The sequence below is a fragment of the Flavobacterium sp. NG2 genome, assembly GCF_034119845.1.
Classification (GTDB): Bacteria; Bacteroidota; Bacteroidia; order Flavobacteriales; family Flavobacteriaceae; genus Flavobacterium.
Genome location: NZ_CP139420.1, coordinates 2,322,688 through 2,339,238, shown reverse-complemented (window position 1 = coordinate 2,339,238; position 16,551 = coordinate 2,322,688). Strand labels below are relative to the sequence as shown.

Annotated in this window: 13 protein-coding genes; 7 read left to right on the top strand and 6 right to left on the bottom strand. The window is 31.0% G+C overall.

The annotated features are described in order from the left end of the window. Positions 1 to 7: 7 nt before the first annotated feature. The gene (locus tag SLW70_RS09595) at positions 8 to 1,114 is read right to left on the bottom strand and encodes a glycosyltransferase (protein WP_320888101.1); all 1,107 of its coding nucleotides are present in this window, start codon (positions 1,112 to 1,114) and stop codon (positions 8 to 10) included. Between the two features lie 52 nt (positions 1,115 to 1,166). On the opposite strand from SLW70_RS09595, the gene SLW70_RS09590 reads away from it, so the two are divergent. The 3 genes from SLW70_RS09590 to SLW70_RS09580 all read left to right on the top strand — a co-directional run bounded on the left by SLW70_RS09590 (position 1,167) and on the right by SLW70_RS09580 (position 4,392). Then, complete coding sequence (locus tag SLW70_RS09590; RefSeq protein WP_320888100.1) at positions 1,167 to 2,072, top strand: glycosyltransferase; 906 nt, start codon at positions 1,167 to 1,169, stop codon at positions 2,070 to 2,072. Between the two features lie 71 nt (positions 2,073 to 2,143). Further along, positions 2,144 to 2,854 carry a glycosyltransferase family 2 protein gene (locus tag SLW70_RS09585; protein WP_320888099.1) on the top strand — a complete coding sequence of 237 codons (711 nt, stop codon included), beginning with the start codon at positions 2,144 to 2,146 and terminating at the stop codon, positions 2,852 to 2,854. After that, positions 2,851 to 4,392, top strand: a complete 1,542-nt coding sequence (locus tag SLW70_RS09580; protein WP_320888098.1) for a hypothetical protein — start codon at positions 2,851 to 2,853, stop codon at positions 4,390 to 4,392. The genes SLW70_RS09585 and SLW70_RS09580 overlap by 4 nt, the downstream gene beginning before the upstream one ends. A 63-nt stretch (positions 4,393 to 4,455) precedes the next feature. On the opposite strand, the gene SLW70_RS09575 is transcribed toward SLW70_RS09580, so the two are convergent. The 5 genes from SLW70_RS09575 to SLW70_RS09555 all read right to left on the bottom strand — a co-directional run bounded on the left by SLW70_RS09575 (position 4,456) and on the right by SLW70_RS09555 (position 10,836). After that, entirely contained in the window at positions 4,456 to 5,880 is a 1,425-nt protein-coding gene (locus tag SLW70_RS09575; protein WP_320888097.1) for a lipopolysaccharide biosynthesis protein, read from the bottom strand. Positions 5,881 to 6,026: 146 nt separating this feature from the next. Beyond that, positions 6,027 to 7,394 (bottom strand): bifunctional cytidylyltransferase/SDR family oxidoreductase, encoded by a 1,368-nt coding sequence (locus SLW70_RS09570; RefSeq protein ID WP_320888096.1) that lies wholly within the window; start codon positions 7,392 to 7,394, stop codon positions 6,027 to 6,029. 46 nt (positions 7,395 to 7,440) lie between these two features. After that, positions 7,441 to 8,754, bottom strand: a complete 1,314-nt coding sequence (locus SLW70_RS09565; protein WP_320891779.1) for a CDP-glycerol glycerophosphotransferase family protein — start codon at positions 8,752 to 8,754, stop codon at positions 7,441 to 7,443. A gap of 4 nt (positions 8,755 to 8,758) precedes the next feature. Then, positions 8,759 to 9,859: a DegT/DnrJ/EryC1/StrS family aminotransferase gene (locus SLW70_RS09560; RefSeq protein ID WP_320891778.1), complete on the bottom strand. Its 1,101-nt coding sequence runs from the start codon at positions 9,857 to 9,859 to the stop codon at positions 8,759 to 8,761. Further along, positions 9,859 to 10,836: a GNAT family N-acetyltransferase gene (locus SLW70_RS09555; RefSeq protein WP_320888095.1), complete on the bottom strand. Its 978-nt coding sequence runs from the start codon at positions 10,834 to 10,836 to the stop codon at positions 9,859 to 9,861. Before SLW70_RS09555 ends, SLW70_RS09560 begins: the two co-directional genes overlap by 1 nt. Positions 10,837 to 10,942: 106 nt before the next feature. On the opposite strand from SLW70_RS09555, the gene SLW70_RS09550 reads away from it, so the two are divergent. From SLW70_RS09550 to SLW70_RS09535, 4 genes are all read left to right on the top strand, one after another. After that, the gene (locus SLW70_RS09550; protein WP_320888094.1) at positions 10,943 to 12,745 is read left to right on the top strand and encodes a gliding motility-associated C-terminal domain-containing protein; all 1,803 of its coding nucleotides are present in this window, start codon (positions 10,943 to 10,945) and stop codon (positions 12,743 to 12,745) included. Positions 12,746 to 12,816: 71 nt separating this feature from the next. Continuing rightward, positions 12,817 to 13,602 carry an RNA methyltransferase gene (locus SLW70_RS09545; RefSeq protein ID WP_320888093.1) on the top strand — a complete coding sequence of 262 codons (786 nt, stop codon included), beginning with the start codon at positions 12,817 to 12,819 and terminating at the stop codon, positions 13,600 to 13,602. A 119-nt stretch (positions 13,603 to 13,721) separates the two neighbouring features. Beyond that, positions 13,722 to 15,941 carry a RelA/SpoT family protein gene (locus tag SLW70_RS09540; protein ID WP_320888092.1) on the top strand — a complete coding sequence of 740 codons (2,220 nt, stop codon included), beginning with the start codon at positions 13,722 to 13,724 and terminating at the stop codon, positions 15,939 to 15,941. Positions 15,942 to 16,052: 111 nt separating this feature from the next. Beyond that, positions 16,053 to 16,550: a transcriptional repressor gene (locus SLW70_RS09535; RefSeq protein ID WP_320888090.1), complete on the top strand. Its 498-nt coding sequence runs from the start codon at positions 16,053 to 16,055 to the stop codon at positions 16,548 to 16,550. The last annotated feature ends 1 nt before the right edge of the window (position 16,551 follow it).

The window sequence follows — 16,551 nt, the reverse complement described above, 5'->3', positions numbered from 1 at the left end:
TTATATTTCAATTTTTTCGAATATAATTAATTTTCATCAAATCTAACCATTGCATTCCTATATTTAATAAAGAAAAATGCTGAATACTTTCTAATGCATTTTTTTTACAATAGTTATATAATTCCTCATCTTCAAAAAATAAGTTCATTGCCTGAGTTAGTTTATCTATACTTTGATTTTCGACTAAAAGCCCATTTACTTTATCCTTGATTATAATACTTGGCCCACAAAGACAATCAAAAGCTACAACAGGAGTTTGACAAGCTAAAGACTCTACTAGAACATTTGCAAAACCTTCATTTTTACTACTAAGTACTAAAAACTTAGCTTTTTTTAAATATTTAAAAGGATTATCTTGAAAGCCCAACAAATGAATAAACGTTTCTACTTTATTGTCTAAAGCTACTTTAGTTAAAAAATCTTTATCACCATTTCCTAATATTACCAAATGAATATTATTATGAGGTAAATTTGAATTTGCATAACTTAAAATCAATTTATCAAACTGCTTGATATTATCCCTATATTGACCTATTGCGATAATATACTCAAAATCAACTACTAAGTCTTCCTTAGTTTTGTCGTTAATTTCATCTAAATTAACAGGATTAAAAATGGTCTTAACATTGTTTAATTGATATTTATGCTCAACTAATTCTTTTATTTGATCTACTATTGTTACTGTTGCATAAGCTTTACCATAAATTAATCTTGTTAACCAAAAGTTTTCAGGCATATAATAGTTTATTAAAAAACTATGCACCGTAAAAATTGTTTTAGCATTATAAACGAATCTTGCTGTAATCAATTCCTGAATAGGATTCATTTTAGGTCGAAAGTCAATGATAAAATCAAATTTATTCTTTTTTAAATATTGATTTAGAAAAATTAATCTTTTAAGTTTATTTATAACCCCGTTCGTTCGATCTTTAAGCAATCCTAAATTAACAAGTTCGCCTCCAAAGGGATATGTCACACCATCCAAAACTATTATGTTGTGAACTTCAATCCCTACACTATCAAAAAAGAGAGATAAGTTTGCCATTACTTTTTCCCCACCCCCTTCGGTCAAACGATAACCTATCAAAGCAATCTTATATGTTTTTTTAGGCATTATCATTTTCTATTTATTATTTTAGCTTCAAATATAAACATTTATAGAAATAATGCCCAACCATCCGCTAGTAACCGTTATCTGTTTATGCTATAACCACGAAGACTTTGTTATAGAAAGTTTAAATTCAGTTATCAACCAAACATATCCGAATATTGAACTTATAATAGTCGATGATTGTAGTACTGACAATTCCAAACTGAAAATAAAAAAATGGTTAACTAGCTATCCTAAAGCAATCTTTATTGAAAACCAAACAAATATTGAAAACACAAAATCTTTCAACAAGGGATTAAAACAAGCCAAAGGTGAATATATAATTGATTTAGCTGCTGACGATGTACTTTTACCAAACTGTGTCACTGCACAAGTAAATGCTTTTTCAACTAGCATGTACAAAAATGTTGGTGTAGTTTATGGAAACGCAGAGTTAATTTCGGAAAACGGTAAATTTGAGTCTTATTATTTCCCTACTAATTCTGACAGAAAAGTAATTCAAAAAAGAAAAACGGGTGATATTTATGAAAATGTAATTTCTGATTTTTATTGCATGTGTTCCGTTTCAGCAATGATTAAAAAAAGTGTATTTAACCATTTAGGAGGATATGATGAAGCACTTGCTTATGAAGATTTAGATTTTTGGATTAGAGCATCAAGATATTATGATTTTGATTTTATCGATGAGCCAATTATGCAAAAACGAATTCTACCCAACTCACTAGGAACAAATTTTTCAAAATCAAAAAATTCTCGTACAAGGAAATTTGATCAAACCACTTATTTAATTTTAAAAAAAGGAATAAAATTAAATCGTACTAAGGAAGAAGACTTAGGAATACAAAAAAGAGTACATCATGGTATTGTACAATGCTTAAAAAATAAAAATTACTTTTTAATGCTTAAAAATATACAATTAAGACTTATTTTGGCTTGGAGAAAAAATTTCAAAAAATACTAATATTTTACGAAACCCCTCTCATTTTTATTACAAAGAAAAAATATCCTTTTTTTACCCTCAATAATTAAAAAATGCCATTACTCTCCATAATCATCCCTGCATTTAACGAAGAAAAAACAATACACTTGATACTCCATAAGATTAACAACATCAATCTTATGGAGGGCATTGACAAAGAGGTGGTATTAATCAATGACTGTTCAACGGATTGTACTGAAGATGCCGTGAAAAATTTTATGCATAATAATCCAAACCTTACCATTTCTTACACAAATCATGATATAAATCAAGGTAAAGGAGCTGCGATTCATACCGGTATAAAAAAAGCAAATGGCGACTTTATTATCATTCAAGATGCAGATTTAGAATACGATCCAAATGAGTACAACATTTTACTTAAGCCTATTTTAAATGGACATGCTGACGTTGTTTATGGTTCTCGTTTTATTGGTGGAAAACCTCATCGGATTTTGTTTTTTTGGCATACAATTGGCAATAAATTCTTGACCTTTTTATCCAATATGTTTACCAATCTTAATCTAACGGATATGGAAACCTGTTATAAATTGTTCCGACGCGAGATTATCCAAAATATCCAATTAAAGGAAAAAAGATTTGGATTTGAACCAGAGGTAACTGCTAAAATAAGTAAAATAAAAAACATACGTATCTATGAAGTAGGAATTTCATATTATGGACGCACTTATGATGAGGGAAAAAAAATAGGCTGGAAAGATGGTGTTTGGGCGATATATTGCATTATAAAATATGGATTATTATGAAAGTAAAAATCCCAAAATATACTATCTTTTTTTCACTCTTATTTTTAGTTAGTGCATTCAAACTTACCTTAATCAATAAAGGAGCATATACTTTTGATGATGAAATGCGTTATTTAACATCAGGTGAAATACTTAAACAATCAGCCCAATTTAACTTTCAAAAATCAATTGAGCTTATATTTACCGTTCAAGGAAGACCCGGAGATGCTATTGTAAAAATCATCCCTAATATTCTACAATATGTTACATCAGTTATATTTGAATATAGACAATTTGAATCTCGAAATTCATTCCCTTTATTTATTTTTAACAATATAGTTTTTACCTTAATCTTAATAATACATTATCGGTTTTCTTTACTTTTCTTAAAAAATAAGTCTTTAAGTGTTTTTAGTGTTTTTCTTCTAGCAGCTTTGGTTGCTTCATATATTTCCTTGAGGCATGCAGATCCTTATGACCTAAGCCTACTAATTTTGTATTACATTTTCTACAAGGTGTTGAGTAAAAAAGACTTTAACATCCCTTATTTAAAAGACTTCTTTTATTATGGGGTAATCGCTTTCTTTGGATATTGTTGTTATCCTGGCTATATCATGCTTTTTCTTGCCATCCCACTAAGCTATATATTAGTCAATTTAAATTACAGTAACTACATTTTAATCATAAAACAATTAACTAGCTTTACCATCGGAAGTCTTTTTTGCTTACTTTTTTTTGAACTCCTTGCTCAAAGTGTAAACAAATCATATATAGAGGAATCTATAGTATTATCCAAGACTATACTTCAAGGTTCATTTGAAGAATCTTTCACTTTTATATTCAAATATTTAATCGAAGTTGAAGGAGTCACTGGGGTATTCGTAATTATTGGACTTGGACTATTTACCATACAATTAATAATGACCTTTGTGAATTCTAAAAAATTGAATGAAATACAAAAAGTCTTTATAACTTTATTTCTAATATTCATTACTTACTCTACATTAGGATTTTATTTCCATAAAGTAGTTTGGTATGGTCGATTACTAAAACAATTTATTCCTTTTTTAATTCTATTCACCGTCTTTAGCTTACAATCTTTTTTTTCCTTTTATAACACTAAAAACCACTATAAAACAATCATTTGTTACAGTTTTAGTATCCTCTTTTTAATTAATTTTTTCAACACAATTTTAGAATATAAAATGTATTATTATCCTAAAGATTTGATTTGGAAATTATACAACTCAAATGAAAATGTGCAATTTCATTTTATAAACGAATACAAACAAAAAAGTAACAATTTATTCCCCGAAAAATTATTTTCTAAAGGTGATTCGCTAATTTCAAAAAAATACATTTGTACAATTGGATCCATCAGCCCATTTGACAACCTCAACGATTTTCACCCATACAAATCAAATAAAACTGAAAAATTAGTCTTTTCAAAACCTAGCTTTTGCAATTTTAAAGCCTACCAATATGAAGGTTTAGGAATTAAAGGAAGAACCAATTTAGATAAACTTACTATTTACGTTAAAGTATTTGAAAAGGAATAATATGTTTAACCGATTTAGATAAGAGGTATAATAAAAACATCCTAACTTTTTATAAAAATGGTTTTAGCTTTTTAATTTTACAAAACACTTCAATAATAGTCCCCCAATTTCTTTTAATTCTTCTAATTTAAGTATCCAACAAAAAAACAAAAAACTTACCATTCCAAAACTTCCGCCTAAAAGCAATTGCAATACTAAACTATCAATAAAATAAGTTAAAACAAACACGGTAATTGCCATACCTATGGTAGCAACTACAATTGGTATCATATCTTTTAATTGTTGTATTGGACCATAACCATAAAACTTTCCTGGAAGATAGGCGTTTATCATAAACGAAATGGCAGAAGTTACAACATGACCTATTATAATGGCTTTTACACCTAGCGGGATAGTAATAACCATTGCTAAAATGGTTAATGGTAACTTAGACAAATCTACTTTCAAAAATAAATCTGATCGACCAATAGCATTCAATAAATCTAAATTAACAGCGCTCATTGGGAGAAAAATACGTGCAAAAACCATCCATTGTAAAAGTGGTATTAAGAAAACCCACTTCTCAGTAAGCAACAGTACAACAATCGGTTTCGCCAACAAACAAATCAGTGTCATTATCGGGATAATAAAAAAAGCCGACATCCGAATCATTCTGCTATAAATGGAGACTAATTTAACTTTATCATCTTGAACCGAAGTGAGAATTGGAAAAGTGACTTGTTGTAAAATACTCGCAATTGTTCCAGCAGAAATATCCGAAAAACTTTTTGCTTTAGTATAATAACCTAAGGAAGCTGCTGGGTAAAACTTTCCAAGAAATAGATTGTATACATTGTTTATTGTTTGAGCGTATAAACCTGCAATTAACAGCTTTGAACCATAATTAAATAATTTCTGAAATGAATTTCTAGAAAAAATGACAGAAGGTGTCCATTTACTCAAGAACCATAATGACACACAGGAAGCCAATGACCCAACTATAATTTGTATTACTAATGACCATACTCCATAATTGTATTTTGCCGCTATTATTCCGCATACACCTCCCACAATCATCCCTATTAGATTACTCTTAGCAATGACTTTGAAATTTAGAGTAATAGCCAATTTAGTTCGTTGCACTATTGCAAGTGCATTTACAATTAAGTTTAAACTTAATACCCGTATTAAGTCTGTTAATTGTGGTTGCTTAAAGAAATTTGAAATAAAAGGAGCAGAAAAAAAAAGTAATAAATAAAAAAAACTACTTACTGTCAAATTAAATACAAATAAGGTTGAAAAATCAACATCTGTTCTATCCTGACGCTGAATTAATGCAATACCTAAACCACTCTCAATAAAAGTTTGTGACAGTGCAATAAAAATTGCCAACATACCTACTAAACCAAAATCTTCAGGAATCAAAATCCTAGCAAGTACAATACCCACAATGAATTGTCCCAGTTGAACAGCAATTTTATCAATAGCTGACCACACAATCCCTATCATTGCAGTACTTTTTAGTGAGCTTATATGCATTTAAAAAAAATAAAACTTATTATTCGTACAAACCTTTAAAAACAAAACAAACATAGAATAAAAGGCTGATAATACTTAATTTAAACCAATAATATTATCGTGACAGAAAAACGTTTTTAGTTCTCATCATGAAGTCGGACATCGATAACCTGACCTGTATTGTTAGATAACAAGGTTTGAAAACATCTTATAGCAACAGTTTCGGGTTTTAGCAAAGTGTTTTCTGGTTCATTTCCAAAATTCTTAATTCTCATTGGCGTTTGTGTTCGCTCGGGATTAATACAATTTACTTTAATTCCAAACGACTCCCATTCTTGTGAAATAGCTTGAACAAAATTGACAGTAGCTGCTTTTATCGAAGAATAAATACTATAAAAAGCTCTACCTCTGGTATATGAACTAGAAGCAAAAAACAATAAATGTCCTTTTGATTGTTTCAAATAGGGCAAAGAGGCCAAACTAATATTCACCATACCATAATAGTTAGTATTAATGGAATCACAAATTGTCTGATAATCCATATTAACCAATGGCTCTTTATGTAAGACACCAGCAGTATTGACAACAAAATCAATTTTATTTTCTTTTTGAAATACTGTTTGTAATGCCTTTTCAACATCTTTAATACTAGACACATCAACATTATTTTCAGTACGCGAAAAACTATAAACACGTACACCATTTGAAATACCTAATTCAACTACACTTTTACCAATTCCGTAGCCTCCTCCAAAAACAACCATAACTTTTCCCAATAATAATTGATTAGGTAATGCTATCTTTTGAATCTCAACTGAGCGCAATTGAAACAATTTATCAAGTATATATGTATCTTCAAGATATGTTAATTTCATATTCACCTCTTCTCCATCCACTACGTATATGTCTTCTTCTGGCAAATACTTTTTTACAATTCCACAATCATCAGTTGCCTTAAAATTACCATCTAGAAGCGCTAATTCATAGGCTTTGGCAATTACACTTTGTTTAAATCCTTGAGGAGTTTGACCTCTTCGCATTTTGGCTCTCTCTGGAATTTCAGTTATTATATTATCTTTTACTTCAATAATGGTATCTGCAGAATTAATTGCAACATCAATTGCATTATATTCCTTCAAGGAGTTTACAACATCATTAATTATTCTTTGACTAATTAAAGGACGAGCAGCATCATGAAAAATTAAATTAGAATTTTTGAAATTATGATAAGCATTAATTGCTGCTAGACTAGATTGATAACGTTCTTCTCCTCCTGATAAAACACGTTTCACTTTTTGCCAATTATTTTTTATAATCATATCCTCTACCATAAAAATATAATGACTATTAATCACAATAGCAATTTCATCTATTAAATCATTTTTTTCAAATGCATCAACAGCGTGCTCAATGACCATCTTTCCTGCAACTTTAAAAAACTGCTTTGGCAAAGACATTCCCAATCTACTCCCTACTCCCCCTGCTAAAATAACAGCTATGTTCATCTAATCTATTTTAAGTAAATTATAATTTCTTTAAAAATATTTATAATTATTGAAAAAATTGCCTCTCTAAATAATTCAAAATTGTTTCAGATGCTGTTACATTATTCTTTTGTAATAATACATTCTCAACAAAATCAGTTCTAACTTCTTTCATCAAATCATTTTCACCAATCACAGTATTCTCAATAAAATCTATTAATTCCTGTTTATTTCTTGATTGATAATGTACCGCAACCGCTTTTTCACCAAACTCACTCCATTCGTTCATTATTGATTCATTTCTAACCATAAAAAGAGAAGGCTTCCCTGTAATAAGATACTCTGACATAAACGAACCACAATCATGAATCATAGCATCTGATGTCAAAAAAAGATCAGTATATTCAGCGTTTTCAAACTGCCCATTTGTCAAATTCATCCATTTACCATAATAAACATCTGTTTTTTCTTTTCCCCAATTAGGGTCTTTCTCTAATTTGACTCTCAACAAAGGATGAGGCTTAAATGCAATTTGAATTTTATCCTCATATTTAACTGCTAACTCTAAAAACAAATCACAATATTCTAAGAAATTTGACACTTTATTTAACTCATTCATTAAATGATGTGGTGCCCAAATAATTTTTTTCAAATTGGGGTTACTATTTTTCCAAACCTTACTATTTGGTTTCTTATTGATTAGCAGTTGGTCAAATCCAGGGTAGCCCGTTACAATATTATTTTCTCCTTTATTATTCTGTTTTTCAATCGCAATCTTTTTATGAATTGGTGTCTCTGAAAAAATTCTCCATACTAGGTTGTGAAAATCTAAATTATAAAACGACTCATAATTTGTAGTCATCACTGCATAGGGTACATAGCAAGTTAAAACATCTGAAAATTGATCAATGTAATACTTTGAATCAATCAACCCATGATATGGATTGGTATAGAATATAACATCTGGAGAAAATGTATTTTTTATATCTAAATATGCTCCTGTTTCCTCATCATAAGTTTTTATAACATTATACCCTTTTTTTTTAAAGGACTCATAAGACTTATTCATTTCAAATAACATATTCGCCTTACCATAGTTTACAACTGGGCATACAAATATTTGAGGTTCAAATCTAGGATGTTTTAACATCAAATTAAAAAGCAAATCGTATTTCCAAACCGATTCATGTATTAAAAAAAAAGCAACTTTAACATTATCTTTTCCATTAACAATTTCAAGGGTTTTAAGGTGTCTTTTGGGACTTGTTTTAATTAAATACAAGATATAAATACGATTGGTAAACAACAATACATATAACTCCACAAGGGTTTTCCAAATTCTTGTAGGCAGATATTTCTTGATTAATTCTTTCAACCACATCAATCTAAAATGAATTTAAATTTTCTATCACAAATCTCACTTCTTCATCAGTCATTGCTGGACTAATTGGCAAACTCAAAACTTCCTTGTGTATTTTTTCAGTTACTGGTAATGACAATTGACTCCATTGTTTCAATGCTTTTTGTTTATGTGGCGGAATAGGATAATGAATCACCGTTTGTATTCCTTTATCCAACAAAAATTGCTGCAATTCTGCTCGCTCTTTTGTTCGAATAACAAACAAATGAAATACATGATTATTTGAAAAATCCCAAAATGGCAATTTGATCTTAGCATTTTTTATTTTACCCAAATACTGTTTAGCTATTGTCATACGTCGTTCATTCTCTTGCTTTAAAGAAGGCAGCTTAACATTCAAAAAAGCTGCTTGTAACTCATCTAATCTTGAGTTAACCCCTATAACTTCATTTTCATACTTAACTTTTGAGCCATAATTACGTATCGAGTACAAAACATTAGACAAAGCTTCGTCGTTGGTTACTATAGCCCCAGCGTCTCCCAATGCGCCTAAATTTTTTCCTGGATAAAAACTAAAAGCAGCAGCATGGGATAAATCCCCTGCTCTTTTCTGATTAATAAATTCTGCACCATGCGCCTGTGCCGCATCTTCAATCACCAATAAATCATTTGCTTGTGCAATGGCATTAATGCTATCCATTTCGGCCAGTTGTCCGTAGAGATGAACCGCTAAAATAGCTTTGGTTTTTGCTGTAATTTTATCAGCAATCAAATCTGGATTTATATTGTAAGTTGCTAATCTTGGCTCTACCAAAACAGGAACTAAATCAGCCTCTACTATTGACAAAACACTCGCAATAAAAGTATTGGCAGGCACAATTACTTCATCTCCCTTTTTTAATTTCCCTAAAGCAATATAGCCTTTAAAAATTAGAGTAATAGCGTCAAAACCATTTCCTACTCCTATACAATGGTTCGTACCACAATAAGTCGCAAATGATTTCTCAAATTCGTTGACTTCATTCCCTAAAATATACCAACCCTTCTCTAAAACAACTTTCAACTTTTCTTGAAAAGCAGCATCATAGGGACTATTTACTTTTTTTAAATCTAAAAAAGGAATCATCATAGCGCTACATTTTCTAGTAAATAAAATTTCGAAGTTTCTACTTCGTAAAAATCATGGACAATTGTACTGGCTCCAAAGCTTTCTTTCCAATAGGACAAGCCTTCATTCAATTTCCGACCTTGTTTTTCATTTGAGATTCCAAAATCAAAAAAACGTTTAGAATTGAATCTTTCACGAATTAAAAAATTATATAAAAAATCTAAGCTCCCCAAATTCCCTTCTTTTTCTAACTTAGAAATGTATTGACAATGCACTGAACTCTCCGTTTCAAAAACAGTAGTTCCTGCCACAATTTGATTATCACTATAGACATTAAACTGATGAATATTCTTGGGAAACAACCTTTTTAATTGAGATATTTCTTCTACAGAATGTACAGGCTTCGTTTGATGCTTACTCTCTAAATTAGGAATTAATACACTATTCCAAAAAGAAGCAAAATCCATTTCTTCTTTTATCACTAATTTATTCTTTATCGCTTTTTGAATTCCTCTTTTTCTGATTTTTGAAAAAGAATAATTTTGAGTCAAATCAATAACCGACATACTATCTCTTCGTATCAATTGAGCTTCAACCAAAAACAAAGCATAATTCAACTCCTCCGCTGGCTTAAGGTGATAAATAGAAGGAAGTAGTTTTATATTGCATTTAAAAATCGATTTTTCGTTCAAATACAATAATAAAGTTCGAAATACATTAATTACCGAACTTAACATTAAATCCTCTCCATAAACCAATCCCCCATAAGTCAATCCCTGATGCGAATGTACAACAGCACCTACTCTATTCGCAGGCATAACCGCAACTAGTTTTTCTTTATCAAAAACCAATAAGGAAAAATCTTCAAATCGATCTTGATGATACTCCATAAAGTCTCTATGAAACAAAAAAGTAGCGTTTTTGGCTTGACTAATAAAGTCATTCCATAGCTTATAATCTTCTTTTTGATATTGCTTTACTTTGTATTGATTCAATTTTGTTGCATTTATGAGCCGTGAAAATAAGACTTTTTATCGATTCTGTAAATTAAAATAGAAAACCTTTGTAACTTTGGAATAACAATACGTTATATGCCCCAAAATGAAACAACACTTTCAAAATATACTATTGGTTATTTTTTTGTTTTTTTCCAACGCTATTTTGGGGCAAGATATTTCGTTAATTCAACAATTTAATGGCCGATATGATTTTGTGTTTTTTGGTAACACCCTAAATCCTGAAGAAAATTCATTTCAATTTTTTCCATATATCTTCACTTCGTCTTCCGCAACATTAAATCTAAATCCTAATGATGAGATTGAAAAAGCATATCTATATTGGGCAGGTTGCGGTACGGGAGATTTTGATGTTAAATTAAATGGTGAAACCATAAATCCCGACAGAACTTTTAATCATCAAAGATCCTCTTTCAATTTAACATACAATTACTTCAGTGCTTTTAAAGATGTAACATCCCAAATTCAAACAACTGGAAACGGAATTTATACTTTATCCGATTTTGATGTAAGTCCGTTTATCAATCTTCATTTTACAAATCGTACTAATTTTGCAGGCTGGGCCATTATTGTTATTTACAAAAATCCCAATCTCCCCCTCAACCAACTCAATATATACGATGGGCTTCAGGCGGTTCCTGATGAAATCAACATTACCTTAAACAACCTAAATGTTATCGATAATCAAGATGCTAAAATTGGATTTCTAGCCTGGGAAGGAGATGTTGGCATAGCCGTAAATGAACAATTAACAATCAACGGAAATCCTATTAGCAATCCTCCACTAAATCCAGTAGACAACGCTTTTAATGGAACCAATAGCTTTACTAACTCCAACACTTTATACAATATGGATTTAGATAGCTACCCCATTCAGAACAACATCAAAATTGGTGATACCTCTGCACAAATAAGACTTACCTCCGGTCAGGACTTTGTGATGATTAATGCTATCGTAACCAAATTTAACATTCAATTACCCGACGCAACCATTACCATTAATGATGTCAAATCAGAATGTGATTCGAAAATAATAACGGTAGACTATACCGTTTCCAATCTAAATTCTACAAGCAGTCTACCATCAAACACTTCTGTTTCTATTTATATAAATAAAATCCTTTATCAAACCATTTACACCCAATCCAATATCCCAATCAATGGAAATGAGACCTCGCAAATAATTATAACGATTCCTCCTATCACTACAAATACTTTCGATTTAAAATTTATGGTGGATGATATTGGTAATGGAACTGGAATTGTGCCTGAAAATTTTGAAAACAACAATGAATACGAACTAACCATTAGCTTACCTACCTCTCCTTTATTCAACACATTAACAAATAAAGAAGCCTGTAATGAAGGATTAACAAAAGGAACTTTTGATTTTTCGGATTTTGAATCATTAGTAAAGGTAAACTCAACAGATGTTGTTCGCTTTTATGAAACACTTAAAGATGCTGAAAACAATACCAATGCTATTATTAATACTACTCAATATCAAGCTCAATCGACTCCTAAAACAATCTATATTCGCTTAGAAAATGACTTTTGCTACAGTACAACTTCGTTCCTACTTACAACTTACAACTGTCCTCCTACAATTTACAATTTTGTTTCAGCTAATTCCGATGGCGCAAATGACAGTTTTCATATTAAAGGATTAAAAGATGTTTTCGAAAATTATAAGATTGAGATTTACAATCGTTGGGGAACATTAGTTTGGACAGGAAATAAAACTACAAAGGAGTGGGATGGCTTCGCTAACCAAGGAGTACTAATTGATAATAAACGAATTCCGTCTGGTACTTACTATTACATTATTTACTTAAATGACCCTGATTATACACAACCTTTGGTAGGTTATTTATTTTTGACACAATAGTCTTTTATAAAACCCATCACATCAATTACTATTATTATATTTGTCCTTTAATTTTTTGAAAAACTACTATTTTGAAACAAATCACTTCCGTTCAAAATCCTTTTATAAAATCATTGGTTCTATTGCAAGAGAAAGCCAAAAACCGCAAACAAACAGGCACTTTTATCATTGAAGGAAAAAGAGAAATTGAAATTGCAATAAAAGGAGGCTACCAAATCCAAACGGTTTTATTTTATCCTGATATTTGTTCGGAAACCGAAGCTAAAAAAATCACTAAAGTTTCAGATTTCATCGAAATTAATAAAGAGGTTTTTCAAAAATTGGCTTATAGAGATACTACCGAAGGAATTTTGGCTGTAGCCAAAACAAAATCGATGCAATTAGATGATTTAAAATTATCAGACAATCCACTAATCCTAATAGCTGAAGCCCCAGAAAAACCTGGAAACATTGGTGCTTTACTACGCACTGCCGATGCAGCAAAACTCGATGCGGTAATTATCGCCAATCCAAAAAGTGATTTATACAATCCCAATATTGTACGTTCAAGCGTAGGATGTTTATTCACTAACCAAATTGCCACGGGAACCACTGAAGAAATTATTAGTTTCCTAAAAGAAAAAAAAATCAACTTTTATTGTGCTACACTGCAAAACTCGACCTCGTATCATACTCAAGACTATACTACTCCCACCGCTTTAGTGGTAGGAACTGAAGCCACCGGATTGACTCAAGAATGGCGTGAGGCGGCAACTCAAAATATTATTATACCCATGCAAGGCGAAATAGACAGTATGAATGTTTCAGTAGCTGCAGCAATTTTAATTTTTGAAGCCAAAAGACAAAGAGGATTTTAATCTTAGTCTACTATTTTTTCAACGATTAATCCCCTTTAAAAATAACACCAATACGGATTATCTATAGCTTGCATATATGCTAACTTATCCTTATTTTTAAAAATTGAACACTTCAAGTTATGATAGAAATTGATATTGAAAAAGAGAACAAAGCAATAGCGCAAGAATATAAAGAATTACTTCGCATCAGCTACCAAACCTTAACGAATGATGACAAGAAATTGATTCGTAAAGCCTTTGATGTAGCTGTTGATGCTCATAAAGATCAACGCCGAAAATCAGGCGAAGCTTATATTTTTCATCCTATAGCTGTTGCTAAAATTGTTGCATCTGAAATTGGTTTAGGTGCCAATTCAATTGCTGCTGCATTAATGCATGATGTGGTCGAAGACACTCCAATTACAGTCGAAGATATTGAAAAATTATTTACTCCAAAAATTGCGCAACTTGTCGAAGGTTTGACTAAAATTTCTTTGGTTCAAAAAGACACAAAGGTTTCAATGCAAGCGGAAAATTTCCGCAAAATGATTCTTACGCTAAACGATGATGTTCGTGTAATCTTAATTAAACTAGCCGATAGACTCCACAATATGCAAACGATGGACTCTATGGATGATTACAAGCAAGAAAAAATAGCCTCAGAAACCTTATACATTTATGCACCTTTAGCGCATCGTTTGGGACTTTATAATATCAAAACGAAACTAGAAGATTTAGGTTTAAAATATACCGAACCAGTAATTTACAATGAAATTGCAAGTAAAATAAAGGAAACCAAAGAGCAACAAGACGCCTACATCAGAGACATCTCGGAAGTACTAAAAAAAACACTCAACGAGGAAAATATTGACTATATCATAAAAGGTCGTCCCAAATCGATATACTCTATTCATAAAAAAATGAAAAGTCAAAATGTTTCTTTTGACGAGGTATACGATAAGTTTGCTTTACGTATTGTCTATAAATCAAATCCGCATGATGAAAAATTTCTAGCTTGGAAAATCTATTCTATCGTAACAGATCATTACAGACCAAGTCCAAGCCGTTTGCGCGACTGGATTTCCTCCCCTAAATCAACCGGTTACGAAGCCCTGCACATCACCGTAATGGGACCAAAAGGGCGCTGGGTTGAAATACAAGTGCGAAGTGAACGAATGGACGAAATTGCCGAAAAAGGGTATGCAGCGCATTATAAATATAAAAATGGGGATACTGAAGAGCACGGCTTAGATGTATGGCTAAATTTATTACGTGAGGCAATCGAGAATTCAGAATCCAATGCGGTTGATTTTGTCGAAGATTTCAAAATGAATTTATATTCTAAAGAAATATACATCTTTACACCAAAAGGAGACATCAAATCATTACCTAAAGGAGCTACTTCATTAGATTTTGCTTTTGCAATACATTCTGAAATTGGGATAAAAACGAGAGGAACTCGAGTAAATGGTAAATTAGTTCCTTTAAATTACGAATTAAAAAGTGGTGATCAGGTCGAAATAATTACGTCTCCAAACCAAAAACCAACGGTTAACTGGCTTGATTACGTAACGACTTCAAGAGCTAAAAACAAAATACGAAACGTATTAAACGAAAATACCAAAAAAATTGCTGAGCACGGTAAAGAATTACTTACTCGTAAACTAAAACATCTAAAAGTCACTCTTAATGAAACGAGCATAAATGAATTGGTTAATTTTTTCAATCTTAAGACAAGTTTAGATTTATTCTATCGTGTAGGTGTAGGTTCGATTGAAAACCAACAACTAAAAGATTATGCCGCTCAAAAAGGGAATACATTAATCAATTTCTTTAAAAACAAAATCAAGCGCTCGGAAAAAACGACCAATACTGAGATTCATAAACAAATATTGAATAATAATTATGATATGTTGGTTTTTGGTAAAGAGCAAGACAAACTCGACTATAAACTATCTACTTGTTGTAACCCAATACCTGGAGACCAAGTTTTTGGTTTCGTGACCATTAACGACGGAATCAAAGTACACAAAAAGGATTGTCCTAATGCAATAGCCTTACAGTCTAACTACGCTTATAGAATCATGCCCGCTAAATGGATTGACTCCACTCGTCAAGAATTTAAAGCTATGATTAACATCACCGGAATGGATACAAAAGGACTAACCAATGAATTAACCAAAGTTATCTCAAACAATATGAATGTAAATATCCAAAGTATTTCATTGAGTGGAGACGCAGGACTTTTCAAGGGGCAAGTGATTGTTATCGTTCAAAATAACAGTATCTTAAAAAAACTAATAGACAATATTAAAAAAATAGACGGAGTAGACAAAGTTACTCGAGTATATACTAACTAAAAGATAAGCTCGATTGCCATAAAACCACGTTTGATGATTAAATGTCTCATTTTTCACAAAATTAAATTTTATCCTTACAACTATTAAAATAATAATTTATCTTTGCCGAATATGACACTCATTTCCACAGATAACAACAAAAACCAAGAAATTGTAAAAAATGTTTTTACAATGTATCTTGAAAACAAAGGACATAGAAAAACGCCAGAACGTTATGCTATCCTTCAGGAAATATACGAAAGTGAAGAACATTTTGATGTAGAAAACTTGTACATCAAAATGAAAAACAAAAACTATCGTGTGAGTAGAGCGACTCTATACAATACTATTGAATTGTTACTAGACTGTGCTTTAGTCCGCAAACATCAATTTGGACAAAATCAAGCACATTACGAAAAGTCATATTTTGACAAACAGCACGATCACCTTATCATGACGGATACTGGTGAAGTTGTCGAATTTTGCGACCCTAGAATCCAAACGATTAAAAAAACAATCGAAGATATTTTTGATGTAGAAATAACCAATCATTCCCTGTATTTTTACGGCACCAAAAGAAAGCCTAAAACAGACGAACCAAAAGAAGAAGAAGAAGAAGAAAACAATTAAA

Bases quoted from the DNA above. Each gene is read 5' to 3' on its own strand.
- SLW70_RS09595 (WP_320888101.1), bottom strand. From the start codon at position 1,114: ATGCCTAAAAAAACATATAAGATTGCTTTGATAGGTTATCGTTTGACC.
- SLW70_RS09590 (WP_320888100.1), top strand. From the start codon at position 1,167: ATGCCCAACCATCCGCTAGTAACCGTTATCTGTTTATGCTATAACCAC.
- SLW70_RS09585 (WP_320888099.1), top strand. From the start codon at position 2,144: ATGCCATTACTCTCCATAATCATCCCTGCATTTAACGAAGAAAAAACA.
- SLW70_RS09580 (WP_320888098.1), top strand. From the start codon at position 2,851: ATGAAAGTAAAAATCCCAAAATATACTATCTTTTTTTCACTCTTATTT.
- SLW70_RS09575 (WP_320888097.1), bottom strand. From the start codon at position 5,880: ATGATAGGGATTGTGTGGTCAGCTATTGATAAAATTGCTGTTCAACTG.
- SLW70_RS09570 (WP_320888096.1), bottom strand. From the start codon at position 7,394: ATGAACATAGCTGTTATTTTAGCAGGGGGAGTAGGGAGTAGATTGGGA.
- SLW70_RS09565 (WP_320891779.1), bottom strand. From the start codon at position 8,754: ATGTGGTTGAAAGAATTAATCAAGAAATATCTGCCTACAAGAATTTGG.
- SLW70_RS09560 (WP_320891778.1), bottom strand. From the start codon at position 9,859: ATGATTCCTTTTTTAGATTTAAAAAAAGTAAATAGTCCCTATGATGCT.
- SLW70_RS09550 (WP_320888094.1), top strand. From the start codon at position 10,943: ATGAAACAACACTTTCAAAATATACTATTGGTTATTTTTTTGTTTTTT.
- SLW70_RS09540 (WP_320888092.1), top strand. From the start codon at position 13,722: ATGATAGAAATTGATATTGAAAAAGAGAACAAAGCAATAGCGCAAGAA.
- SLW70_RS09535 (WP_320888090.1), top strand. From the start codon at position 16,053: ATGACACTCATTTCCACAGATAACAACAAAAACCAAGAAATTGTAAAA.